Source organism: Pseudaquabacterium rugosum (assembly GCF_038066575.1).
In the GTDB taxonomy this organism is placed as follows: domain Bacteria; phylum Pseudomonadota; class Gammaproteobacteria; order Burkholderiales; family Burkholderiaceae_C; genus Pseudaquabacterium; species Pseudaquabacterium rugosum.
This window is the reverse complement of record NZ_JBBUTF010000032.1, coordinates 1-24,010: the sequence shown is the minus strand read 5'-3', so window position 1 is coordinate 24,010 and position 24,010 is coordinate 1. Positions and strand designations below refer to the sequence as shown.

General features: G+C 65.1%; 18 protein-coding genes and 1 pseudogene. 13 read left to right on the top strand and 6 right to left on the bottom strand.

The window, feature by feature from the left end; all coding sequences use genetic code 11:
* Positions 1-169: 169 nt before the first annotated feature.
* The gene (locus tag AACH11_RS23070; RefSeq protein ID WP_341376639.1) at positions 170-1,141 is read left to right on the top strand and encodes a SphA family protein; all 972 of its coding nucleotides are present in this window, start codon (positions 170-172) and stop codon (positions 1,139-1,141) included.
* Positions 1,142-1,160: 19 nt separating this feature from the next.
* Positions 1,161-3,080, top strand: a complete 1,920-nt coding sequence (locus AACH11_RS23065; protein WP_341376638.1) for a sigma 54-interacting transcriptional regulator — start codon at positions 1,161-1,163, stop codon at positions 3,078-3,080.
* A 960-nt stretch (positions 3,081-4,040) separates the two neighbouring features.
* Here the strand turns inward: AACH11_RS23065 and AACH11_RS23060 are convergent.
* Positions 4,041-5,063, bottom strand: a complete 1,023-nt coding sequence (locus AACH11_RS23060; RefSeq protein ID WP_341376637.1) for a LysR family transcriptional regulator — start codon at positions 5,061-5,063, stop codon at positions 4,041-4,043.
* A 159-nt stretch (positions 5,064-5,222) separates the two neighbouring features.
* On the opposite strand from AACH11_RS23060, the gene AACH11_RS23055 reads away from it, so the two are divergent.
* The gene (locus AACH11_RS23055; RefSeq protein ID WP_341376636.1) at positions 5,223-6,677 is read left to right on the top strand and encodes a M20 family metallopeptidase; all 1,455 of its coding nucleotides are present in this window, start codon (positions 5,223-5,225) and stop codon (positions 6,675-6,677) included.
* A gap of 97 nt (positions 6,678-6,774) precedes the next feature.
* Complete coding sequence (locus tag AACH11_RS23050; RefSeq protein ID WP_341376635.1) at positions 6,775-7,767, top strand: Bug family tripartite tricarboxylate transporter substrate binding protein; 993 nt, start codon at positions 6,775-6,777, stop codon at positions 7,765-7,767.
* 21 nt (positions 7,768-7,788) lie between these two features.
* Here the strand turns inward: AACH11_RS23050 and AACH11_RS23045 are convergent, their stop codons facing one another.
* Both AACH11_RS23045 and AACH11_RS23040 read right to left on the bottom strand, forming a co-directional pair.
* Positions 7,789-8,880: a sigma-54 interaction domain-containing protein gene (locus tag AACH11_RS23045; RefSeq protein ID WP_341376634.1), complete on the bottom strand. Its 1,092-nt coding sequence runs from the start codon at positions 8,878-8,880 to the stop codon at positions 7,789-7,791.
* A 302-nt stretch (positions 8,881-9,182) separates the two neighbouring features.
* Positions 9,183-9,590 (bottom strand): annotated as a pseudogene (locus AACH11_RS23040) (XylR N-terminal domain-containing protein); the annotation flags it as partial.
* 460 nt (positions 9,591-10,050) lie between these two features.
* On the opposite strand from AACH11_RS23040, the gene AACH11_RS23035 reads away from it, so the two are divergent.
* Positions 10,051-11,199 (top strand): Rieske 2Fe-2S domain-containing protein, encoded by a 1,149-nt coding sequence (locus AACH11_RS23035; protein WP_341376633.1) that lies wholly within the window; start codon positions 10,051-10,053, stop codon positions 11,197-11,199.
* A 35-nt stretch (positions 11,200-11,234) separates the two neighbouring features.
* Here AACH11_RS23035 and AACH11_RS23030 read toward each other — a convergent pair whose 3' ends face one another.
* Positions 11,235-12,302: an integron integrase gene (locus AACH11_RS23030; protein ID WP_341376632.1), complete on the bottom strand. Its 1,068-nt coding sequence runs from the start codon at positions 12,300-12,302 to the stop codon at positions 11,235-11,237.
* Positions 12,303-12,849: 547 nt separating this feature from the next.
* On the opposite strand from AACH11_RS23030, the gene AACH11_RS23025 reads away from it, so the two are divergent.
* The 5 genes from AACH11_RS23025 (at position 12,850) to AACH11_RS23005 (ending at position 19,984) form a co-directional block, all read left to right on the top strand.
* Positions 12,850-13,113, top strand: a complete 264-nt coding sequence (locus AACH11_RS23025) for an energy transducer TonB (RefSeq protein WP_341376631.1) — start codon at positions 12,850-12,852, stop codon at positions 13,111-13,113.
* A gap of 484 nt (positions 13,114-13,597) precedes the next feature.
* Positions 13,598-14,545: a phospholipase D-like domain-containing protein gene (locus tag AACH11_RS23020; protein WP_341376630.1), complete on the top strand. Its 948-nt coding sequence runs from the start codon at positions 13,598-13,600 to the stop codon at positions 14,543-14,545.
* 837 nt (positions 14,546-15,382) lie between these two features.
* A complete protein-coding gene (locus AACH11_RS23015) occupies positions 15,383-15,862 on the top strand; it encodes a hypothetical protein (RefSeq protein WP_341376629.1) in 480 nt (159 codons plus the stop codon).
* Between the two features lie 3,108 nt (positions 15,863-18,970).
* The gene (locus tag AACH11_RS23010) at positions 18,971-19,438 is read left to right on the top strand and encodes a DUF4262 domain-containing protein (RefSeq protein ID WP_341376628.1); all 468 of its coding nucleotides are present in this window, start codon (positions 18,971-18,973) and stop codon (positions 19,436-19,438) included.
* 69 nt (positions 19,439-19,507) lie between these two features.
* Positions 19,508-19,984: a hypothetical protein gene (locus AACH11_RS23005; RefSeq protein ID WP_341376627.1), complete on the top strand. Its 477-nt coding sequence runs from the start codon at positions 19,508-19,510 to the stop codon at positions 19,982-19,984.
* 482 nt (positions 19,985-20,466) lie between these two features.
* Here AACH11_RS23005 and AACH11_RS23000 read toward each other — a convergent pair whose 3' ends face one another.
* Positions 20,467-21,513 carry an IS110 family RNA-guided transposase gene (locus tag AACH11_RS23000; protein WP_341376626.1) on the bottom strand — a complete coding sequence of 349 codons (1,047 nt, stop codon included), beginning with the start codon at positions 21,511-21,513 and terminating at the stop codon, positions 20,467-20,469.
* Positions 21,514-21,668: 155 nt separating this feature from the next.
* On the opposite strand from AACH11_RS23000, the gene AACH11_RS22995 reads away from it, so the two are divergent.
* Positions 21,669-22,028 (top strand): hypothetical protein, encoded by a 360-nt coding sequence (locus AACH11_RS22995; RefSeq protein ID WP_341376625.1) that lies wholly within the window; start codon positions 21,669-21,671, stop codon positions 22,026-22,028.
* Between the two features lie 10 nt (positions 22,029-22,038).
* Here AACH11_RS22995 and AACH11_RS22990 read toward each other — a convergent pair whose 3' ends face one another.
* Positions 22,039-22,170, bottom strand: a complete 132-nt coding sequence (locus AACH11_RS22990) for a hypothetical protein (protein ID WP_341376624.1) — start codon at positions 22,168-22,170, stop codon at positions 22,039-22,041.
* Between the two features lie 583 nt (positions 22,171-22,753).
* Between AACH11_RS22990 and AACH11_RS22985 the strand changes: the two genes are divergently transcribed.
* Positions 22,754-23,083, top strand: coding sequence for a toxin-antitoxin system YwqK family antitoxin (locus AACH11_RS22985; protein ID WP_341376623.1), 330 nt, complete (start codon positions 22,754-22,756; stop codon positions 23,081-23,083).
* A 192-nt stretch (positions 23,084-23,275) separates the two neighbouring features.
* A complete protein-coding gene (locus tag AACH11_RS22980; RefSeq protein ID WP_341376622.1) occupies positions 23,276-23,875 on the top strand; it encodes a hypothetical protein in 600 nt (199 codons plus the stop codon).
* Positions 23,876-24,010 lie beyond the last annotated feature (135 nt).

The window sequence follows — 24,010 nt, the reverse complement described above, 5'->3', positions numbered from 1 at the left end:
GGCAGAGCCTGCGCCCCGCGGCGCCCGTCCCGGCCGGAGCACCGAGCGCTCCGGCCCCCCGGCGAGCCGCATCGCCGGCCCCGGGTTCCGCAGGCCGGTCCGCGATGGCCGGCCGCCGCCCCTCGTTCTCCCCTCGTTCTCGATAGCGACACCCACGCAGGAGACAACCATGCGCCTTTCGAAGACCCTGAAGCCCCTGAAGACCCTCTCGTCGACCGTCAGCACCACCCATCGGCCCGCGGCCACCGCGGCGCGGGCCACGGGCCTGGCCCTGTCCGCGCTGGCCGCCCTGACCGCCATCCCACCCGCCGCCCACGCCACCGAGGGCGGCCTGACCACCGCCGCGGCCGGGGCCGAGGGCTTCCTGGCCGGCGCGCTGCCGCCCCCGGGCAGCTACGGTCTGGTCTACGTCAACCACTACCGGGCCGACCGCTTCAACAACGGCGACGGCGATTCGGCCGTGCCCGGCTTCAAGGTGCGGGCCACGGCGGTGGTCGGCCGCGTCGTCTGGATGTCGGACACGCCGGTGGCCGGCGGCCAGTTCGGCGCCTACGGCGTGCTGCCGCTGGTCGATCTGAAGGTGGACGCCGCCGGTGCCAGCGACAGCCGCACCGCCCTCGGCGACCCGGAGCTGGGCGCGCTGGTGGCCTGGCACGGCCCCGAATGGCACCACGCCGCGGCACTGGCCGTCGTCGCGCCGACCGGCGCCTACGACCGCACCCGCCTGGCCAACACCGGCAACCACCACTGGACGCTGCGACCGGTCTTCGTCGCCTCCTACCTGAACGCGGCCGGGCTCGATGCCTCGGCCAAGATCACCTACAGCATCAACGGCCGCAACGACGACACCGACTACCGCTCGGGCCAGTACCTGCACGCCGACTTCAACCTCGGCCAGCGCGTGGCGCCGGACTGGCAGGTCGGCCTGCAGGGCATGCTGATCCACCAGACCACCGACGACAAACAGGCTGGCGCGGTGGTCGGCGACGGCATGCGCACCCGCGTGCTGGCGCTCGGCCCGGCCGTGCGCTGGCAGTCGCCGGCCGGCGTCTCGCTGGAGGCCAAGGTGCTGAAGGAGACGGCCGCGCGCTGGCACACCCAGGGCACGGCGCTGTGGCTCAAGGCGGTCTGGAAGCTCTGACGCGCCCGCCGCCCGCGCCATGCTCGCCCCCGTCGTTGCCCCGGCCGGGGATCCCGCGGCCGAACCCCTGCCCCCGACCGAAGCGCTGCTGGCCCGGCTGCGCTTCGACCCGCACGAGGGCCGCATCTGGCTCGACGAGCAGCGCATGCTGCTGCTGCACAACTCCTCGCTGGGCGTGTTCCGGCGTGAGCTGATCGCCTCGCTGGGGCTGGACCAGGCGCGCGGGCTGATCGCGCGCATCGGCTACCACAGCGGCGCCAACGATGCCGAGCTGGCCCACCGCCTGCGCCGCGGCCAGGCGCCGACCGATGCGCTGCACATCGGCCCGCGGCTGCACATGCTCGAAGGCGTGGCGCGGGTCGAGCAGGTGCGGCTGGAACTCGACGAGGAGCAGGGCCGCTTTCTCGGTGAATTCCGCTGGCACGGCTGCGCCGAGGCCGAGGCCCATGTGCAGATGTGCGGCCTGTCCACCGGCCCGGTGTGCTGGCAGCAGACGGCTTATGCCAGCGGTTATGTCAGCCGCTTCATGGGCCGGCCGGTGGTCTTCCGCGAGCTGCAGTGCAGCGGCCACGGCGCGCCCTGCTGCGTGATCCTGGGCCGCCCGGCCGAGGACTGGGACGATGCCGCCGACGACCTGCGCCCGCTGCAGGCCGATGCGCTGGGCCATGGCGTCAGCAGCGCGGCCTGGGACGGCCGGGCCCCGGTGCCGGCCGGCACCGCCAGCGCCCTCGTGGCCTCGGACGCCGCGGCCCTGCTCGGCGACAGCCCGGTGGTCGGCGTCTCGGCCGGCTTCAACGCGGCCTGCCACCTCGTGCGGCGCGCGGCCGGCACCCAGGCCACGGTGCTGTTCCTCGGCGAGAGCGGCGTCGGCAAGGAGGTGCTGGCCCAGGCGCTGCACCGCATCGGCCCGCGCGCCGACGGGCCCTTCGTCGCGATCAACTGCGCGGCGATTCCGGACGAGCTGATCGAGTCCGAGCTGTTCGGCGTCGAGCGCGGCGGCTACACCGGCGCCCAGAGCGCGCGGCCCGGCCGCTTCGAGCGCGCCCATGGCGGCACGCTGTTCCTCGACGAGATCGGCATCCTGGGCTGGACCGCCCAGGGCAAGCTGCTGCGCGCGCTGCAGCAGCGCGAGATCGAGCGCATCGGCGGCACGCAGACGCTGAAGGTCGACGTGCGGGTGGTGGCCGCCACCAACCTCGACCTGAAGCAGGAGGTGGCCGCCGGCCGCTTCCGCGAGGACCTCTACTACCGGCTCAACGTGCTGCCGATCCGCGTGCCGCCGCTGCGCGAACGGCGCGAGGACATCCCCGTCTTCCTCAACCACTTCCTGCGCCGCTTCAACGCACGCGACGGCCGGCGCGTGGCCGGCTTCACCGCGCGCGCCATCGACGCGCTGCTGGCCTACCGCTGGCCGGGCAACATCCGCGAGCTGGAGAACCTGGTGGAGCGCGGCGTGGTGCTGGCCAGCGACGATGGCGCGATCGACCTGCCGCACCTGTTCCTGGGCGACGAGCAGCCGCCCGAGGGCTGGCTGGGCTGGCGCCGCGACGGCCGGCTGGCGCTGACGCACGGACCGGGACGCAGGCCGGACGCAGGGGCGGACGAACGGGCGGCCGATCCGCGTGGCGAGGGGCCCGGCGCAGGCGGTGTCAGCGCGACGGGCGAGGTGGGCACGGGGGGCGAAGAAGGAGAAGTGGGGCCGGACAGCCACCCGCTGGCCCGGGGCGTGAACCGCCTGTTGCGCGCGGCGCAGGGCCATGGGCCGTGCGCCGGACGGATCGAACCCGTGGCGCTGGACGACCTGGAGCAGGCGCTGGTGCGCAGCGCGATGGCCGCCACCGGTGGCAACCAGTCGGCCGCGGCGCGGCTGCTGGGCCTGAGCCGCTCACAGCTGATCTACCGCCTGAAGCAGACCGGACCTGCGGGAGCCCGGGGCTGAGCGGGCCGCAGGCAGCGGCAGGCGGCGACCGGGAGATCAGGCGAAACAGGGTGCGGCAGGAGTGGCAGGAGAGGCAGGAACCCGACCGGCGCGGCCGGAAAATCCAGCCGGCCCTGGCACACGGACAGCAGATCTGGCGTGCCGCAAAGGCGTGCACCACGAAGCTGTCATGAGCCTGACGCGATGGATGGGCCGTGTGGCCAGGATCCACACGGCAAGGGACTCAGCACCAGGACCAGAGGCGGTTCAACCAGGTGGGCATGCGGCGGGATTTGGTGGGGTAGACGTGGCGATCGATCGAGGACATCTGAGGGCTCCGGCGGGCGAATCAGCGGACTGGACAGGTGGCGCAGCACAGCCGCCACGGCTGGCCGGACCGCGCGCCGGGGGCCCCGGGAGCCGGACCGCACCCATGTGCACCGCCCCCGAAACACTGGCCAGCGCGACTCCGACCATGACACTACTGTATGGCCATACAGTAGTGCCGCGCAAGCCCCAGTCCTTGGGGGTCATACCCCCCATGTCCGTTACCGGAATTCCAGGGGATCACCCACTGATTCAGGCGGGCTTCCGGCGGCAGGGCGGTCTGTCCGCACACCGGCTGTGGCAGGGCGCGAGCCACAGGGTCATCGCCGGAGCGCCCGGGCCGGCGGTGCCCCTCATGTCCAGGGCCCGGCGCCCGCTGCCGGCCGGCAGCGCCGAGCGCCGATGACGGTGTCTGATAGCGGTTGATCGCAGCGTCCAGGTGCACGGGTGATGCGATGCGGGGCGGTACGGCGCGGTGCGTGTCGCAGCTCCGCACGGCCGCACCGCCTCGCCGCATGAGCCAGTGCCCCGGGCAGGCTCGCCCCCCGAACGCCGGATGCCGGCCTCACCTCGGGCCTCGGGCCTCGGGCCTCGGGCACCAGGCACCAGGCACCAGGCACCAGGCACCAGGCACCAGGCACCGAGCGCCCAGCCTCAGCCCGCAGCGCGCCGACGTGCCCCGGCCTCGCCCGTGCGCTCGCCCGCGGAGGCCGGCTGCGCCCGCAACAGCACCTGGGTGAGCGCCGTGGCGCAGGCCTCGGCCGAGGCCGGCAGCGCCCGGCCCCGCGGCGCCAGCAGCATCAGGCGACGCGCCGGCAGCTCACCGGCCGCGAAGGGCACGGCCACCCAGTCCCCCGCGGCGGTGGCGGCGGGCACCGCCAGCCCGCCGCCGTGCGGCGGTGCCAGCCCGACCAACGGCGCCGCCGTGGTCTGGCTGACGATCAGCAGATCGGTCGGCCCCACCAGGGCCAGCAGCGGGGCCAGCGCCGTCGACGACACCGCCACCGTGGGCTGCAGCCCGCGCAAGGCACAGGCGGTGTCGAACAGCGCACGGGCCGTGGTGCCGGGCGCGCCCATCAGCAGCGGCCAGGCCGCGGCCTCGTCGACCGTCAGCTGGCGTCGTGTGGCCAGGGGATGGTCCGCGCGCATCAGCGCCACCGTGGGCACGGAGCGATCGACCCGCACCTCGGCATCCTTGACGCGACCGGCCGCGTAGAGCAGGCCCAGATCCGCCTCGCGCCGGTGCAGGCGCGGCAGCACCTCGTCCGGCGCGCAGACGCTGATCTCCACCCGCGCCTCCGGCTGATCCGCGCGGAAGTCGGCCAGCGCCTGCGGCAGCAGCCCGGCGACGAAGCCCTCGGTGCAGGCGATGCGCACACAGCGTGCGGCGCTGTCGTGCAGGCCGCGCACGGCGTCCAGCGTCTGGCCGGCGTCGCTGCAGACCACCCGCAGATGGCCGGCCAGGCGCTCGCCGGCCTCGGTCAGCCGCATGCCGCGCTGGGCGCGCTGGAACAGGGCCACGCCCAGGCTGTCCTCCAGCGCGGTGATCTGGCGGCTGACGGCCGAGGCCGCCACGTGCAGCCGCTGCGCGGCCAGGCTGACAGAACCCGCGTCGGCCACGGCGCAGAAGTAGCGCATCGGCATGCTCAGCATCAGGGCATCAGGATCGGCTCGCATCGGGCTGGGCGGTCTCCGGGTGGATCGGTGGACGGTCAGGGGATCGGAAAGACCGGGCGCGCACATCATCGCCAGCGCCGGCCTGCCGTGCCTTTGCGGCAAACCAGCATTCGATGAACGATGCTGGTGCGCAAAGCTGAAGGCGGGCACGATGCAAGCATGAACCGCACCCGACTGCTGCTGCAGGCCGCCGCCGCGATGGACGACGGCCGCTTCGAATCCACCCTGGCACGGCGCATCGCCTGCCGCACCGAGAGCGACGGCGCCGATGCCAACCCGCCCGCGCTCATCGCCTACCTGGACGAGGAGCTGCGCCCCGCGCTGCAGGCCCTCGGCTTCGACTGCACGACGGTGGCCAACCCGTCCGGCCGCGGCGGCCCGATGCTGATCGCGCGCCGCATCGAGGACGCGGCCCGGCCCACCGTGCTGTGCTACGGCCACGGCGACGTGGTCAGCGGCCAGGACGGGCGCTGGGGCGCCGGCCGCTCGCCCTGGCAGCTCAGCCGGGTGAACGGTGCCGACGGCCAGGAGCGCTGGTACGGCCGCGGCACCGCCGACAACAAGGGCCAGCACACGGTGGCGCTGCTGGCGCTGGAGGCGGCGCTGGCCGCGCGCGATGGCCGCCTGGGCTACAACATCACCTGGCTGTTCGAGACCGGCGAGGAAGCCGGCTCGCCCGGCCTGCGCGCCGTCTGCGAGCGCGAGCGCGACGGCCTGCTGCGCGCCGATCTGCTGGTCGCCTGCGACGGCCCGCGTGTGCAGGCCGAACGGCCGACGCTGTTCCTCGGCGCCCGTGGCGCGGTCAACCTGACGCTGCGCTGCAGCCGCCGGCCGCAGGCCTTCCACTCGGGCAACTGGGGCGGCGTGCTGGCCAATCCGGCGGTGCGGCTGGGCGCGGCCATCGGCACGCTGGTCGATGCGCGGGGGCGCATCCAGGTGCCGGGGCTCACGCCGCCGGCGCCCTCGCCCACCATCCGCGCCGCGCTGGCCGAGGTGCCGGTGGGCGGCGGCCCGGACGATCCCGCCCTCGACGCCGACTGGGGCGAGCCCGGCCTGAGCGCCGCCGAGCGCCTCTACGCCTGGAACACGCTGGAGGTGCTGGCCCTGGGCGCCGGCAATCCGCAGCGCCCGGTCAACGCCATCCCGGCCGAGGCGGTGGCCACGCTGCAGCTGCGCTTCGTCGTCGGCACCGACTGGCAGCGCGTCGACCAGCATGTGCGCGACCACCTGCACCACGCCGGCTTCGACGACGTGACGGTCGAGCGCGGCATGTCCTGCGCCGCCACCCGGCTCGACATCGGCCACCCCTGGGTGGACTGGGCCGCCGCCTCGGTCGAGGGCAGTTGCGGCCAGCGCCCGGTGCTGCTGCCCAACCTGGCCGGCAGCCTGCCCAACGACCTGTTCGCCGACGTGCTGGGCCTGCCCACGCTGTGGCTGCCGCATTCCTACCCGGCCTGCGCCCAGCACGCGCCCGACGAGCACCTGCTGCCCACCATCGCCCGCGAGGGCCTGCGCATCATGGCCGGCCTGTGGTGGGACCTGGGCGAGCCGGGCGCGCCGTGGGCGGCCGCAGCCGGCGCCCATCCCGCGGCCACGGGGCCGCGCGCCGGCTGAAGACTCCCGCCCCTCATCCCCTTCCCTCGTCTCCCCTCACCTCCACGCTGGCGCCCGGGCCCTGCCCGTGCGCTGGCAAAACGCAAGACCTGACCCCATGACTCGTCGTCGTTTCTGTCGTCTGGCGCTGGGCGCCGCATCCGCCGCGGGTGCGGCGCTGACGTTCGGGTCGGCCCGTGCGGCCGATCCCGCCTGGCCGACGCGGCCGCTGCGCATCGTCGTGCCCTTCGCGCCGGGGGGCGGCACCGACATCGTGGCCCGGGCGCTGGCCGGGGCGCTGGGCGCGCAGCTGCGCCAGCCGGTGGCCGTCGAGAACAAGCCCGGAGGCGCCACCGTCATCGGCGCCGACAGCGTGGCCAAGGCCGATGCCGATGCCCATGTGCTGCTGATCTCGGGCTCGTCGACCTTCACCGTCAACCCGGCGCTGCGCAGCCGCCTGCCCTACGACCCGATGCGCGATCTGGCGCCGATCGCCCGCCTGACCCGCGCCCCGGTGGTGCTGGTGGTGCGTGCCGATGCGCCGTGGAAGACGCTGCCGGAGCTGATCGCCGCCGCACGCGCCAGGCCGGGCGGCCTGGCCTATGCCAGCTTCGGCCCCGGCTCGGCGCCGCAGCTGGCCGGCGCCATCCTGGGGCTGCAGACCGGCGCGCAGTTCCTGGACGTGCCCTACAAGGGCAGCGCGCCGGCGCTGACCGATCTGCTGGGCGGCCAGCTGCAGTTCCTGATCGACACCGCCGCAGCCACCGCGCCGCAGGTGCGTGCCGGTGCGCTGCGGGCGCTGGCCGTGCTGGACACCCGCCCGGCCAGCGCGCTGCCCGAGGTGCCGACGCTGGCCCAGCTGAAGCTGCCCGGCGCCGCCTTCGACGCCTGGTACGGCCTGGCCGCTCCCGGCAAGCTGCCCGAGGCCGCCCGCGCCACGCTGGAGCGTGCGACCCAGGCCGCGCTGGCCGACCCGGCGGTGCAGGCCACCATCCGCCAGCAGGCGATGGAGCCGGCCTTCGTCGGCCGCGCCGCGCTGCGGCCGCTGATCGACGACGAGATCACCCGCTTCCGCATGGTGGCGGCCAGGGCGCGGATCGTGTTGGAGTGAGCGGGCGGGCGGCGGCTGCCGCTAACCCTTGAGCTGCGGCGACGCCAGAGATACCGGTATCTCTGGCGTCGCCGACGGCGCCACCGGCGCACGCTTCTTCAGCCGGTACTCGACCTGACCGCGGCCCAGTCGCAGCAGCCGGGCCACGGCCGAGACATTGCCGTCGCAGCGCGCCAGCGCACGTTCGAACACCAGGCGCTCGATGGCGTCGAAATCGGGCAGGGACTGCAGCAGCTGGTCGGCCAGGGTGTCGGCTGAAGGTGCGGCCGATGCGGCAGCCGCACGGCCGTCACCGTCGCGCAGGCCCACCCCCTCGCCGGACCCCTCGCCCGCCCGATCGCCCCCCTCCAACGCACCCTCGGCCACCAGATCCCCGTGCGCGTCCAGCGACAGCCCGCCGCCGCGCCGGCGTTCACCACCGGCGAACAGGTGCTGCACGTCGATCTGGCCGCCTTCGTCGGCCAGGATCACGCCGCGTTCGATCATGTTCTCCAGTTCGCGCACATTGCCGGGCCAGTCGTAGTCCCACAGCGCGGCGTGGGCGCGTGGCGTCAGGCCGCTGACGGTCCGGCCGCAGCGCTCGGCCGCACGCACCAGGAAGTGCGCGACCAGCAGCGGGATGTCCTCCAGCCGCTCGCGCAGCGGCGGGATCTCGACCGGAAAGACGTTGAGCCGGTAGAACAGATCGGTGCGGAAGCGCCCGGCCTCGACCTCGGCGCGCAGATCGACGTTGGCCGCGGCGACGATGCGCACATCGACCGCCAGCGTCTGCGTGCCGCCCACGCGCTCGATCTCGCGCTCCTGCAACGCGCGCAGCAGCTTGCCCTGGGCCGGCAGCGCCAGGCTGCTGATCTCGTCAAGGAAGAGCGTGCCGCCGTCGGCCCGCTCGAAGCGGCCGGGCCGGCTGCGATCGGCGCCGGTGTAGGCCCCGCGCTCGACGCCGAACAGCTCGGCCTCGACCAGATCCGGCGGAATGGCCGCGCAGTTGACGGCGACGAAGGGCCGCGCCGCGCGCGGGCTGATCGAATGCAGCGCGCGGGCGAAGCGCTCCTTGCCGACGCCGCTCTCGCCGCGGAACAGCACGGTGGACGCCGTGGGCGCCACCTTGCGCACCAGATGAGCGACCGCCTGGAAGCCGGCCGACGCACCGACGCACCGACGAAGCCGCCGATCCCGCCCAGCCCCTGCAGGCCCGCCGCCTGCGGCCAGGCCGGATGCACCACGTAGTCATCGATGCGCAGATAGCGCAGATCGGCCCCGGGCCCGGACGACGCGCCCTGCAGCTCCGGATGGCCGAGGTGGGCATGGCCGTCGGCCGCGGCGCGCGCATCCTCGGCCGCCCATTCGGCCAGCGGGCGGCCGACCACGCGGCAGCGCGCATGGCCCATCGCCACGCACTCCACCTCGCGCCAGTGCACCGGCACGCCGGTGACGGCGGTGGTGTAGCCGTCGGCATAGCCGACCATCGTCCAGCAGGCCGGTTCACCGCCGATGCCGGCGTGGGCCAGATGGGCCTGCGCCTCCCAGCTGCCGTGCCAGAAGTAGTTGCCGTAGAACTCGCCGCGGGCGATGTCCAGCCGCATCGCCTCGACCGGCTGGTGGCGCACGAAGCCCTCGATCTCGCGCAGCCGCGGGCCCATGGCCAGCGCCGCGGCCACCGCCTCGGGCGTCGAGGTGTCGACCGCGCGGCGCACGCGCTGGCCGTCCTCGAAGCCCTGGGCCCAGCCCATGCGCATCAGCAGCTCACGCGTCTGCGCCAGGCCCAGGCGCGCCAGCAGCTCCTGGCGCAGCTGGGCCAGCGCGCTGGCGTGCATCAGCAGCATGCGCTGGTCGAACAGCTGGATGTGGCCGCCATCCGGCGAGAAGTGCAGATGGGCGGCCAGCGTGCGGGTGGGATCGCGGGCATCGGCCGGTGGCGGGGGGCTGCGGCGCATCGGGCAAGGTCCTGAAGGCCGCGGCACCCGCGCAGCCCTGCCTGAAATCATGCAAGGCCGAGGGCTGCGGCTTGCTGGAATCATGCAATCGACACGGCCCGCCCGCCATCGTGGCCAACACCCATGGCCCGGCGCCCCAGGGACGGCACCGGCCGCCACCGCCGCGGCCCCGCACAAACCCGCACTGGCCCGCCGGTTGCAAAGCAGACCGCACGTGACCGGACCGCCAGTGACCCACAGAGACCCGACAGAGGTCCGCGACAGGCTCGCACCAGGCCCGACAGAAGCCGGCACGCCACCGACCGCCCAGGCCCCAAGGCCCCAAGGCCGACAACCCAGGAGACATGCCTTGAACCCCAGCCCCGCCACCGCCGGCACCGCATCCGCCGCCACCCCGGCCGCCGCCCAGCGCCCCACCATCCTGCTGCACCCCAGCGGCAACCCCGCCGGCAAGCCCACCACCCCCTACCTGCTGAACTGCTGGTACGCCGCCGCCCTCAGCCGCGAGATCCCGGCCGAAGGCCTGTTCAGCCGCCAGCTGCTCGACACCCGCGTGCTGATGTACCGCCTGGCCGACGGCAGCCCCGTGGCCTTGCACGACCGCTGCCCGCACCGCTTCGTGCCGCTGTCCATGGGCAAGCGCTGCGGTGACGAGGTGCGCTGCGCCTACCACGCACTGCAGTTCAACGGCCAGGGCCAGTGCACCCACAACCCGCACGGCAACCAGCACATCCCGACGGCGGCCAAGGTGCGCAGCTTCCCGCTGCTGGAGCGCCACGGCTTCGTCTGGATCTGGATGGGCGACCAGCCCGCCGACCCCGCCAAGCTGGCCGACCACAGCGCACTCGACGAAGGCCCCGCCAGCGCCATCGCCTGGACCTACATGCCGATGCAGGCCAACTACGAGCTGATCATCGACAACGTGATGGACCTCAGCCACGTCGACCACGTGCACGGCGAGATCATCAGCACCCGCGGCCAGCTCTCGCCCATCATTCCGCCCGTCAGCGAGCGCGACGGCGCCATCACCGTGCGCTGGGAATGGCAGCAGCAGCCGCCGATGGGCATCTTCGCCCCCTTCATGGCCGAGCCCGCCGCCCCCGCCCGCCACTTCCTGAACGTGACCTGGCACGCCCCGGCCAGCATCCAGCTCAGCGTGGGCGCCAACCAGGACGGCGGCCCGATGGACCTGGCCCACACCACCGGCCAGTACGACCTGCACACCTGCACCCCCGCCAGCGAGGGCCAGACCCACTACTTCTTCGTCACCCGCCGCAACCACGTCGTCGACGACGAGGGCTTCAACGCCTTCAAGATCAAGGCCATGCACGACGCCTTCGTCAACGAGGACGGCCCCATCATCGAAGCCGTCCACAACGAGATGGGCACCACCGACTTCTTCGCCCTCAACCCCGTGCTGATCAGCAGCGACGCCGCCCCGGTACGCGTGCGCCGCCGGCTGGCGCAGATGATCGCGCAGGAGGGGCGGTACAAGTGACGGCACCCATGAGGTGACCGAAGGGCGCCGCCGGATCAGGGCGGCGCCAGCACATCGAGCGGACTGCGCACCGCCATGCCACCCATCTTGAGCACATGGGTGTAGATCATCGTCGTGGACACATCGGCATGGCCGAGCAACTGCTGCACGGTACGGATGTCGCTGCCCGACTGCAGCAGGTGTGTCGCAAAGCAATGCCGCAACGTATGCGGCGTGGCCAGCTTGGGAATGTCGGCCGCCTGCAGTGCCCGCTTGAAGGCGCGCTGAAAGGTCTGGTCATACAGGTGATGACGGCGGACCACACCGCTGCGCGGGTCGGTGGCATGGTGATCTTGCGGGAACAGCCAGAACCAGGCCCAGGACTGGCCTGCCCGTGGGTACTTGCGCTCGAGTGCGTGCGGCATCTCCACACCGGCCTGCCCCGCCGACACATCGGACGCCCAGAGGGCATGCGCCTGCTGCATCTGCACGCGCAATGCCGCCACCAGGGCCAGCGGCAGCATCACGATCCGGTCCTTGTCGCCCTTGCCGCCACGGACATAGATCGCCTGCTGGCCGAAATCCACATCCTTGATGCGCAGTTGCAGCGCCTCGCTGATCCGCAGACCGGTGCCGTAGAGCAGGCGCGCCAGCAGGCCATGAACGCCGCCCAGGCTCGACAGGATCCGGCAGACTTCCTCCTGGGTGAGCACCACAGGTAGGCGCCGCTTGGGCACCGGACGGCCTATCTCCTCCATCCACGGCATCTTGCGATCCAGGACGCGCCCATACAGGAACAGCAAGGCTGAGAGCGCCTGCCGATGCGTGGCCGGCGCGACCTGGCGCGCGGCGGCCAGATGTTGCAGGAAGGCTTGCACCTCGTCGCCGCCCATGTCCTGCGGATGCCGCAGGCCGTGGAAGCGGATGAAGGCCTTGCACCAGTACACGTACGCGTCCTCCGTCCGCTGGCTGTAATGCAAGGCACGGATCTGCAGACGGACGCGATCCAGCAGGCGCGGCGGGCGAACGGCGCTGGCCACACTGGGCACGCCGTAACGCCGGACATCTTGGGCAGCCAGCAGGCGCTGCGGCGCGAACACGGTAGCGGCTGATGGCAGCGACATGTGAACTCCTGAACGCTTGGCAAGGACAGGTGCTGCAGCCAGAATGGCTGCAACAAGTGCCGCACCTGCGGCCAATTTAGTACTGGACAGACATCCAGTCAATCGGGAGGAAGTCGTTTTGCGAAAAGGACTTGCGATCGCTCATACAGGCCGTGTTATGCGGCGACACCCGGTGTTATCCGGCGGCCTGACCACCGATGCGATGCGCGTTGCCGCCTTTTGCGGATTTTTATGAGCAGGCCAGAACGGGCGCTTGGCCAAAAAAGCCTGTGGCATCAAGCCCTTGGCCACCATCTCATCACCTGTGTTATGGAGACTGCAGCGGTGTTATCCGGCAGCGACAGTCTCCCGACAACACGTTAGGCCTCTCCACATAGGGCGCGCCCCTTGTAGCGACCTCGAATCTTTCAATGCAGGAGATCAAACTTTGTTGCTCATTCGCGCGGTAACAGCCCTGGCGATTACGGGACTTTGCACGCAATTTATTGGCTGCGCGTCAGTGCAAGATGACACTGCCTGGCCAGAGAGAATTGTAAGCATCAATAGCATGCGCGCCACTCAGCGCATTCAAACGTCTATGCTTATCAGCTCAATACAAGCAAGCCCCGCAGGCACAGTTGTTTTGAAACTGCACGTCGATGAGCAAGGCAAAGTGGTGAAAACAGTCATCCTGGAAAGCAATGGAACTCCAAGGATGGATGGCGCGGCATTGGGAGCAATGCGCAAGATGAAGTTCTTACCGTATACGTTAGATGGCATAGCCACACCAGTAACCGTGATTGCCCCGATGCACTTTCCTGCAATTAATTAATATATAGCTAGCCAATCGCGACTTCAAAAATAAATCGCAACGCCAGCCAGCAGTATCAATGCCACCAAACTCAGCGCCTAACATATCGGTCAAACGGACGCCAACAAGGCCCATTGCTTCGCCATTTTCATGGGCCTTGTTGGTGCCCTCCACTCGCTGCGCTCCTTCCGGCGCCGCTTACCTTGGGCGTTAGGCAACACCAAAACACGGGCGATTGCCTGCCACGGGTGGCTCTGGTAGCCTCATGTGTAACAACAGTCGTAAAACACGGGAGTCACATGGTCAAAAACGCCATTTTTCCAAGGCACAGCAAAGACTTAGCGACTTGCGTGTCACCCAGGTTATCCGACACTTTTGACGGTTACACCGGCCAAAGGCGTCACTTTTGACGCCTAAATTGCGTTAGGCAACTCAGACGAGCGCCTCAGAAATAGAACAGACTGGGCAAATAAAGTGCATCTTAACGCCGCCCGAGAAAGCAAATATGAAATATCTTACATCCTCAAAATCAATAAAAGAAGAGCTTCACAAGTTATTCTCCAACAAAGGAAAAAAACTAGCCATTGTTGCCTTCGTTGGGAGCAAGCCAACCACGCTCCTCCCTGATGGCATTAACAATTTGCATGTTATTTGCTGGCCGCTAGCCGGCGGCACACACCCCGACGGCATCAGGCAGTTAATTTCCGCAGGAATCAAAGTAAGCTTCTGCGACGACATGCATATCAAGCTGTTCTACCGTGAAGGGGCCGGCGTAATTATCGGATCCGCAAACTTATCAACGAACGCTTTAAACGGCGGCCAGCATGAATTCTGTGTTTTTATTGACGACGAGAAATTTGCCATCGGCACCGTACTAAGTCAAATATCACCCATTTACCCGGTCTCCGAAGACAATCTATCCAAGCTAGACCTTGAGCACAACATATACACCAGAAAAAATCCGGCAGCCAACACCTCAACGACCAGCAAATGCCCAACTTTCCAGGAGGCAACGCGATCAGCGTTCCCCAAAAAATGGAAAATTGCAACATTTAGCGAAGACTTACCTGAGGAAGATGTAATCGAACTGCAGGATGGTCTTATCGCGACATTCGGCGCTCCGGATTGGACAAACTATCACGGAATTGAAGAAGAGCACTTCAAGCCCGGCGATTTTATCCTTCAAGTCGAAGTTAGCGAGAAAAGCGGGAAGGCGATCAACAAGCCTAGATGGCTATTCGTTGATCACATTGCGAAAATAACATCCACATCCGTGGTGGTAGAACTCACTTCAACGCCAAAATCAACTCGGCCATTCGAAGTGAACAATGAATTCTCGAAGGCCTTCAAGCTGGCGTTCAATTCAGGCGAATGCCCAACAATGACCGACTCAAACGGATTCGTCACAAACGATTTTGCCTCCTTGATTTATTCCAAATTGGAAACTCATTAAAAACACGAATTCGCCCATGAAGCGCAACACGAAAAACCAATATCCGTGGCGCGGCTTCACACATAAATTGTAACACCCAAAACCTATATACGTGGCCTAACATTACGGTCAAGCGGACGCCAACAAAGCCCATGGCTTCGCCATTTTCATGGGCTTTGTTGGTGCCCTCCACTCGCTGCGCTCCTTCCGGCGCCGCTTACCTTGGGCGTTAGGCAACACCAAATTCCAGGCGCAGTTGGCAATAGCTTTTCATCTATTTACGCACCGCTCGCGTGAGCAGTTCCTCATTCCCAAACCGCTCCAAGCTCATCATCGGCATGGCGTCTGCACAGGCCCAGCGCTAAGTTCTTCTCAGCAGCGCTAAGGGGCGCATGCTCCAGGCTCAATCGGGCTGTCTGTCCTGCGGCAGCCAGCGCTCACTCCAGCGGCGCCAAAGTGCCATGCGCCATCGCCTAGCTGGGCTGTCCATCCTTCGGCGGCCAGCGTCGGGTTTTGCGCCGTGGCAAGCCACCGCGCAGACATCCCGCAGTCACGGCTGGCGCCGTCGCTGCTTGGCGTCTTGGCCATCGCCGGTTACAGTGGTCGCATCGCTTCTAGCGTCACAACAAACACTCAGGTTGGCACATGCCTTTGAACATCCAGTTCAAGCTCGCTGGGGAGTACCTCAGCACAGCTGCGCGCCCAACACGGCCTCTGCCTAACCGTCCGGTCAAGCGGACGCCAACAAGGCCCATGGCTTCGCCATTTTTACGGGCCTTGTTGGTGCCCTGCACTCGCTTCGCTCCTTCCGGCGCCGCTTACCTTTTGCGTTAGGCCTCTCCTTTCAACAGTCGTCTCATGGCAACCAAATCTTTCAGAAACTCTGCGGCCTTTGGAAAGCGGATCGAATATTGGATCATCGGCCGAATGCTCAAAGAGGGGCTAGATGTGTATGTCCCACTGGTTGATGACCACGCGGTTGATGCAATCATTAAGCGTCACGATGGCACCACGGCACTTATCCAAATCAAAGCAAGATCAAAAGAGGTGGTTGAAGGCGATGCAGCATTGTTTGCCGCAATCCCCCACGAAGAAGTACGCCAGAACTATTGGTTCATCTTCTATTCGGAACGAATGGACATGACATGGATCCTCACGTCGGAGGAATTCGACAAGCTGGCAGTCAAGAACAAAAGTGGCAAAAATATTGGCCTGAGGAGCATTTGGTTTAATGGCAGGCGCAAGAACAAAACCACTGGAGACACGGAAGAGTATTGCAAACCTCAGTGGGAGAAGTTCATCGCATCAGATTTTTCCCGCATAAAGCAAAATGCCTAACATTACGGTCAAGCGGACGCCAACAAAGCCCATGGCTTCGCCATTTTCATGGGCTTTGGTGGTGCCCTCCACTCGCTGCGCTCCTTCCGGCGCCGCTTACCTTTGGCGTTAGGCAACACCAAATTCCAGGCGTGTTTGGCAGCTGGTTTTCTTCTGTTTAGGCAGCGCTCGCAGGAGCAGTTTTTCATTCCGAAACCGCTTCAAGCTCATCGCCGGCCTGGCGTCTGCACAGGCACAGCGCTAAGGCTCACCTAGGTCGGCTATGTGGCGCATGTTCACGGCTCAATCTGGCCGTCTGTCCTTCGGCAGCCTGCTCACCAGCGAGCGGCCCCAAAGTGCCATGCGCCCTCGCCTTGCGGGCTGCCCGTCCTTCGTCGGCCAGCGTCAGGTTATGTGCCGTGGCAAGCCACCGCACACACAGCCCACGGTCGCGGCTTCGCCGCCACCGCTTGGCGGCGCATCGGTTGGCAGCTACAGTTGAAGCATCGCATTCAAGCGCACAACAAACATTCAGGAAGGGCTCGGTTTGAACATCCAGTTCAACCTCGCAGGTCAGTACCTCAGCACGGCGGCGCGTCCAACGCGGCCCCTGCCTAACAGGTCGTTAGGCAAATCCAAAATACATGCCAACACCTATGCATCAAACAAGATTTGCTATCGGTCTCTGTGTTGTCATCAGCGCATTCTTTGCGTATTTGGCGGCACGGACCTGGGCTGGCATGTACATACCTACGAGCCGTGGAATATTAGGCATATTTTTCACAATAGCCGGCACCAAGGGTGTAGCCGTTGTTTTCTCTGCCCTCGCGCTCACCGGGGTTGCAGCGGCCCGATTGATCTGGCGTCACACTCCTAAGCGACCAACCGATCGACTGCTATAGCCGGCAGCTGCAAGGCAAAAGTGCCGTGCGCCATCGCCTTGTGAGCTGTCAGTCCTGCGGCGGCCGGCGTCAGGTTATATGCCGTGGCAAGCCACCGCACACACATCCCACGGTCGCGGCTTCGCCGCAACCGCTTGGCGGCGCCTCAGTTGACCGCTACAGTCAAGGCATCGCTTTCAAGCGCACAACAAACATTCAGGAAGGGCACGGTTTGAACATCCAGTTCAACCTCGCAAACGAGTACCTCAGCACAGCTGCGCATCCAACTCGGCCTCTGCCTAACCGTACGGTCAAGCGGACGCCAACAAAGCCCATGGCTTCGCCATTTTCATGGGCTTTGTTGGTGCCCTGCACTCGCTTCGCTCCTTCCGGCGCCGCTTACCTTGGGCGTTAGGCCACAAATACCGCATATGAGCATCGAACCAGAATGGGTCACACGCGGAAAGACAATCCGACAGTTGATCGAAGAACTACAGTCATTTGAGGACTAGGATTTAGAGGTCCACATCTCAACGGATGACGGGAAAACAACAAAATGCATCAGTCTCGTAACCAAGTCTCGTGGTCGAGCGCTACTGAAAAACTGCGAGTCAGGCAGCAATGAGTGACGAACCAAAGGCCATTAATCCAAATAGCACGTGCAACACCAATACACGAAATTGTGGCCTAACAGGGTGGTCAAGCTGACGCCAACAAGGGCCATGCCTTCGGCATTCTCATGGCCCTTGTCGGTACCCTCCACTCGCTTCGCTCCTTCCGGCGCAGCTTACCTTGGGCGTTAGGCAACACCAAATACCAAGCGAGTTTGGCAACTGGTTTGCTTCTATTTAGGCAGCACTCGCGGGATCAGTTTTTCATTCCCAAACCGCTCCAAGCTCATCAACGGCCTGGCTCCTGCACAGGCTCAGCGCTAAGGCTTGCCCAGCTCTGCCATGGGAAGCATGTTCACGGCTCAATCTGGCCGTCTGTCCTTCGGCAGCCTGCTCACCATGGCGCAGCGCCAAAGTGCCAGGTGCCATCGCCTTGCGGGCTGCCCGTCCTGCGGCGGCCAGCGTCAGGTTATGTGCCGTGGCAAGCCACCGCACACACAGCCCACGGTCGCGGTTTCCCCGCCACCGCTTGGCGGCGCATCGGTTGGCCGCTACAGTCAAGGCATCGCTTTCAAGCGAACACAAACATTCAGGAAGGGCACGGCTTGAACATCCAGTTCAACTTCGCAGGTCAGTACCTCAGCACAGCGGCTCGTCCAACTCGGCCGCTGCCTAACCGTGCGGTCAAGCGGACGCCAACATGGGCCATGCCTTCGGCATTTTCTTGGCCCATGTCGGTACCCTCCACTCGCTTCGCTCCTTCCGGCGCCGCTTACCTTTTGCGTTAGGCCTCTCATGCCACTAAGTGCCATTGCTAAAGCCATACTTCAGCCAGTCATAGAAATAGTCGCGCAGCTGGCCTGCTTTGGAACTGCATGGCTGATAGTCCCGATCATCACTTTCGGACGGGTTTATGTGGAGCCGACTCCCCTGCGGGAGTTTGTAAAGCCGGGATTTGGTAGGCTGCAGCGAAGCGGTAAAGGGCACTACATCATGGAGGCGGAATTAGCCTCTCTTGTTGGCATGGTATTTTGGTTTGCTGCCGCAGCAGGCGCCTACGCTTATTTCAATTAAAATTGAATCGCATCGTTACCGGCTGGCTTCGTTTCAGGCCTGGCGCTAACTCGCCAATTGGTTCGCCACCTCGCGCGGTTCGCGGGCTCAATCTGGCTGTCAGTCCTTCGGCTGCCTGCTCACCGCCGCGCGGCGCCAAAGTGCCTCGCGCCACCGCCAAGTGGGCTGCTTGTCCTTCGGCAATCAGCGCCAAGTTCTGTGCCGTGTCTTCGCCACGCCACCAGCTCGCAACATGAAGCCGCAGTCATGGCTTCGCCATCACTGGTCAGCGTCTTCGCGTTATGCTGGCTGCATTCGATGCGCTGCTTGACCGGCGCCAAACAAGAACTGTTGGGAGCACCTTTGCAAAGCTGTCCGCCCATTGGCGCACGCCATCGCTCTGGAAGTGGTAACGCCATCACCGAGCACTGGCACGGGCGCTTCGCGCAGGCACCGTGGCCTAACTCGGCGGTCAAGCGGACGCCAACACTGGCCATGGCTTCGCCATTTTCATGGCCAGTGTTGGTGCCCTCCGCCCTATCGGGCTCCGGCGCCGCTTACCTTGGGCGTTAGGCATCACGCGCATGGATGAAGCGGATCAAAAGATTCTTGATGACATTGAGCGCTTCGGCTGCTCTGTCATGCATATTGCGGCGGAGGATGATCTACCGCCGTTCGCGTTCTCAATGGGGATATCCAAGACCTCATCGGCCCCGGAGGTCGTCGTGGTTGGTCTTAAGCAACCCTTGGCCCACTTCGTTGTGAATGAGTACAACCGAAGAGTTAGAGCTGGAGAAGCCTTCGTTGCAGGACAAACCTCTGCTGGCTTCATTGATGGCTTTGATGTCCTCTTCGATCGTGTCCACGCATCAAATTACGAAGAGTACTTTGGGTACAACTTGTGGCTGTATGAGGGGCCGAACTTTGAGGTTCTTCAAATCGTCTTCCCAAATACCAGCGGCGTTTGGCCTTGGGATGAGATTGCTGATCCTTGGTTCCGCGCTCGACAGCCCTTGCTTCGCCTGCCCGCAGAGCCGCAAGATGATGCCTAACACTTCCATCGAGCGGATGTCTTGCCGGCTGTGCCGTCAAGCCACCGTTCATGTCAAACGTTAGGCGTCATGAACGACCCGATCTCATGCATTCAGGCCTGCGAGTTCCTGTACTTGCACTCCATCTCCGAGCCAGAAGAAGGAGGAGTCCGCCTTGTCATTCACGAGGCAAGGACTGGTGAACAAGTCAACGCTGAGGTTCTGGATTCCGAACCACTCGCGGAAGTAAAGAAGATCCTCGCCCAGTCTAGTGCGATCGTTCATAGCCCAGGCTGCAAGGTCTTCACCCTCACTTGGGCCAAGTACATTGGCTATTGCGTCGAGAACGAAAGCTTCGCGTTGCCTGAGCCGGATTCATCTGAGTACGAAGGGCGCCTACTTCGCGTTTACACCAAGTCGGTCTACCTGAACTACCTCGCAAGGTCGTCGTTCGCAACGCCCGACTATCCAGGTCCGTTCAGGCACTACTGCGTCCTGTGCCTGGACCACATCGTCAACGTCGCGTCTACACAGGCTCCCACAATCCTCGTAAGCGATGACGCCTAACAGGTCGTTCAACCGGAGCGCCAACGGCTGGCCACCAGGCCCGAGCGGCGCCTTGGTTCATCATGCACCGCGCGGGCCTGGCGCCCACCCGTCGTCGCCCGGTTAACTCTGCTACAAGGGCATCCCCGTCCTTTCAAGCAAAACCTGTCCCCTGACGTCCGCAGTTGCTGACGCCATCTTCTGCTGAGCAGGTTTCTTCCACGCCTTCACCCGCACAAAACACACAAGGAGCGGACTGCATGACTACAACCGGCCTTCGGTGCAGCATCCAAGGCTGCTGGCCCTGATGAAAAGACGCGCGCGGGGGCTCCATTCGTTAGCCGTGGTTGCGGTCGAGCCGCACCACCTTGAGTTAACCGAGCCGTCCCCGCGCAGGTCCAACCTTGTGTCATCAACGCAGGCGTCACGCGATGGAAGAAACTGAAGTGGAGTCGGGCGGGTATCTCCGAAGTCGCAGGGGGTGTGCGTCTGTCCAGCCGGGTTCAGGCCGGCGCCACATCGGCGGGCAGCGCGTCCTCCACCGGTTTGAAATCCTCGCCCTTGGACAGCATGGCCCACGCCATGCGCGCGTTTTTCGCGGCGATGGCCACCACCGCCTTCCAATACCCGCGCCGCTCGGCCAAGCTGACGGCCCATCGGCTGATCCGGTCTTTCTTGCCGGCGGCGGCGGCCAGCACGGCCCGCGCGCCCAGGATCAGCAACATGCGCAAATAGCTGTCGCCGGCCTTGGTGATCCGGCCCAGCCGATTCTTCCCGCCCGAGCTGTACTGCCCGGGCACCAGCCCCAGCCACGACGCCAGTTGGCCACCATTGTCGAAGTCATGGCCGCCACCGACCGATGCGCGCAGCGCGCTGGCGATGGTCGGCCCGATGCCAGGCATCTGCATCAGGCGCCGGCATGTGGCGTCGTGCTGGGCGCTCAGGCGGATATGGGTGTCGTAGGTGTCGATGCGCTCATCCAGGCGGCCAACTTCGCTCAACAGATCCGTGCAGGCGAAGCGGGCCCAGCCCGGCAAACCCTCCAGCGCCTCGGCAGCCCGCTTGCGGATGGTTTGCGCCTTGAGCGGCAGCACGATGCCGAATTCACTGAGCAGACCCCGCAGCCGATTGATCGTCGCGGTGCGCGCCTGGACAAAACCCTGGCGGGTGGCGTGCAGGGCCAACATCGACTGCGCATCCACGGATTTGACGGGCACGAAGCGCATGGCCGGCCGCTGCATTGCCTCGCAGATCGCGGCGGCGTCGGCCTGATCGTTCTTGCCGCGCTTGCCGCCCATGCGAAACGGGATGACGAAGCGCGGCGCGATCAATTTGACGGTATGGCCGAAGGCGCTGAACGTGCGGGCCCAGTGGTGCGCACCGGAACAGGCCTCCATCGCGATGGTGCACGGCGGCAGCTTGGCGATCAGCTCGGTGAGTTGATCGCGCCGGACCTGCGGCCGCACCAGGCACGGCTTGCCGGCAGCATCCACGCCATGCAGCGCGAAGACATTCTTGGCCAGATCGATCCCGAGAAACACCACCGTCATGGTCATCTCCTTGCGGCGTCCGGCCGCGGGTTGAACTTCTGCCATCCCATGGTGCGCGCTGGTCGGGCGCACCGGCTATCGGCAGAATCCTGCGCACCGGGGGCGGTGCGAGGGGATGGCCCTTTCATTCGTTAGGCCAACACAAATTTCGCGTCATGCCACCAACGCTCGATGAGCAAATATTCAAGCTACATAGCGAGTTGAACCGAGCGGACATCGTTCCTCGGCACTGCTATCGTCGAAACAAGGTTCACTACGACCTTGTCTGCTATATCAACAACATCATAGGTCTGCTTAACAGCGAAAACCTCGACGTAGTTCCGGTCTTTGTGGGGCGAGCTCTGCAACACATGAACGATTTCCCGGCTGGCGAGGAATCCGCCACGTACTATGAACATGCAAATCGCTATTTAAGACTAATCGGAAATTTAGTGTCTGCGCGCGGCATTCCGTTGGGGGACACAGTTCCACAGTCGTTCAAAGAATCACTGATCGCAGGATCCGATCCAACATGAAGTGCGTTATTCAACCAGGGACGGCATCAAACATGAATTTCAGCGCAAAAATCCAATATCCGTGGCCTAACATTGCGGTCAAGCGGACGCCAACAAGGCCCATGGCTTCGCCATTTTCATGGGCCTTGTTGGTGCCCTTCACTCGCTGCGCTCCTTCCGGCGCCGCTTACCTTGGGCGTTAGGCGGCACAGACATCCCCCATAGTGCCGCGTAGTCGAAGATGAAGAACGCCCTTATCGGACTTGCAGTAGTCATCGGCATGCTCGTCCTCATGTCACTGTTCCAGCGGCCGTGGCCTGGCGTGGCGATCGAACTAGATTCGTGCCAACCCGACGGCGTCAGGGCAAAGCTGCATCGAGCCTGGGATCCGAGGGGGTTCTGGGTCGAGCAGCACGTAACCTTGGAGTTCGCATTGCGCGACACAGATCTCCGGGAACTCATTGAAGATTGTGGCCAGAAGGAGACCACCGTAGAGAAGCGGAAGTCCTGCGAGTCCTTCTATGTTGAGCGCCACCGAAAGCTTCAACGTTGCTTCGCTTCTGTCGCGGCTCAGTGCAGGCGCGAAGGCGGTCTTTGCTGAGAGTGCCGCCTAACCCTTCGCTGGAGCCGACTCGCACCGGCATAGCACTTGGCCCGCTTCCCGGAGTGGTCCATCATCCGTCCAGCGGGCCAAGCGCCATTCCGGCGCTCGCGCCTCAGCTCAAACGTTAGACGCCTTACGCCCTATGCAAGACCTCCACATCGCCGAGATCTCATACGAATCGGGGGCGGTCCACTTTCGCTATTCGAGAGTGCTCTCGGAAGACGGAACCCGTTGGATACGTCAAGGACTGTTCGTCGAGTACAGCGAGTCAGGTGTCGTTCTCGCCGAGGGCAGTTACCTCAACGGGAAGGAGGAAGGCTCGTGGTGTTCATTCCATGAGAACGGTCAGAAAGCCTCAGAAGGGCTCTACACCGACGGAAAGGAAGAAGGCACGTGGCACTTCTGGAACTCAACGGGGCAACCTGAGGAATCAGTCATCTACCGCGGCGGAGAGGAAGTAGGCAAGAAATGACGAGTTTCGTTGCAGCCACTTCGCCGACTACCTCCAACTGCTCCGTCCTGAAGCGCACTTCGCGCAACCGGGCGCCTAACCCTTCCATCGAGAGGACCAGTCCCGGCAAGCCGGGCCTGGCCTCTCATGTCAAACGTTAGGCTGCGCATCAACAAGCGTCGCTCCTCCATCAGTAACCAATACAATCTACCAATGTCGAATTTTGCTCCCCACCTTTATGCGTCGTCCGCGCCCCAGCCATTCACATCGGCAATGGCTAGATTTCTTGTGTTATCAGGTGTATCTGCGTTCATTTTTCAGAATGTATCGAGTATTGCAAAGCAAGGTGCTGGCTCAATGCTTTCCGCAGGCGCCGGGCTTGACATTGCGAGAATCGTGTTTTGGCTAATGCTCCTCGCGTTGGCAACATTCATAATGGGCGCCTACACAGACTACAAAGTCTCACTTGGAGAGTTCGAAAATAGACGAAAAGAGTACTATAACTCTTTAGCTATGCAGCAAAGCATACTGGACGTCATGTTAGGTATCACAGAACTGATCCACGAGGAACAAAGCACAAAGCTCTCTGAACTTCGGGCAAAGGCGCTTGCATGGGCTTCGGTCGGGAGACGTGGCGATGAAGTCCTCTTGAGCAATTCGTGGTTTTCGACAGAATATGCAATGGTTGAGATGCCAACATTTTCTGCGTTATTCACACTTTGCCTTAGATTCTTTTGGCGGTATTTGCTCCCGGCACTGCTTGGCGCGTATACCGTAATTTTAGTTGGTCAACATATCATCGGCGCAGCCTAACCATTCGCTCAACCGGACGGCTCTGTTGCACAAACCCGTGAGCAGACGGCATGACCCCAGCCCCGGACGGACTCATGCCACGGCGACCACCGGCACGGTCTGCGGTCGGCCGATCTGACTGAAGCGATTGAGCAC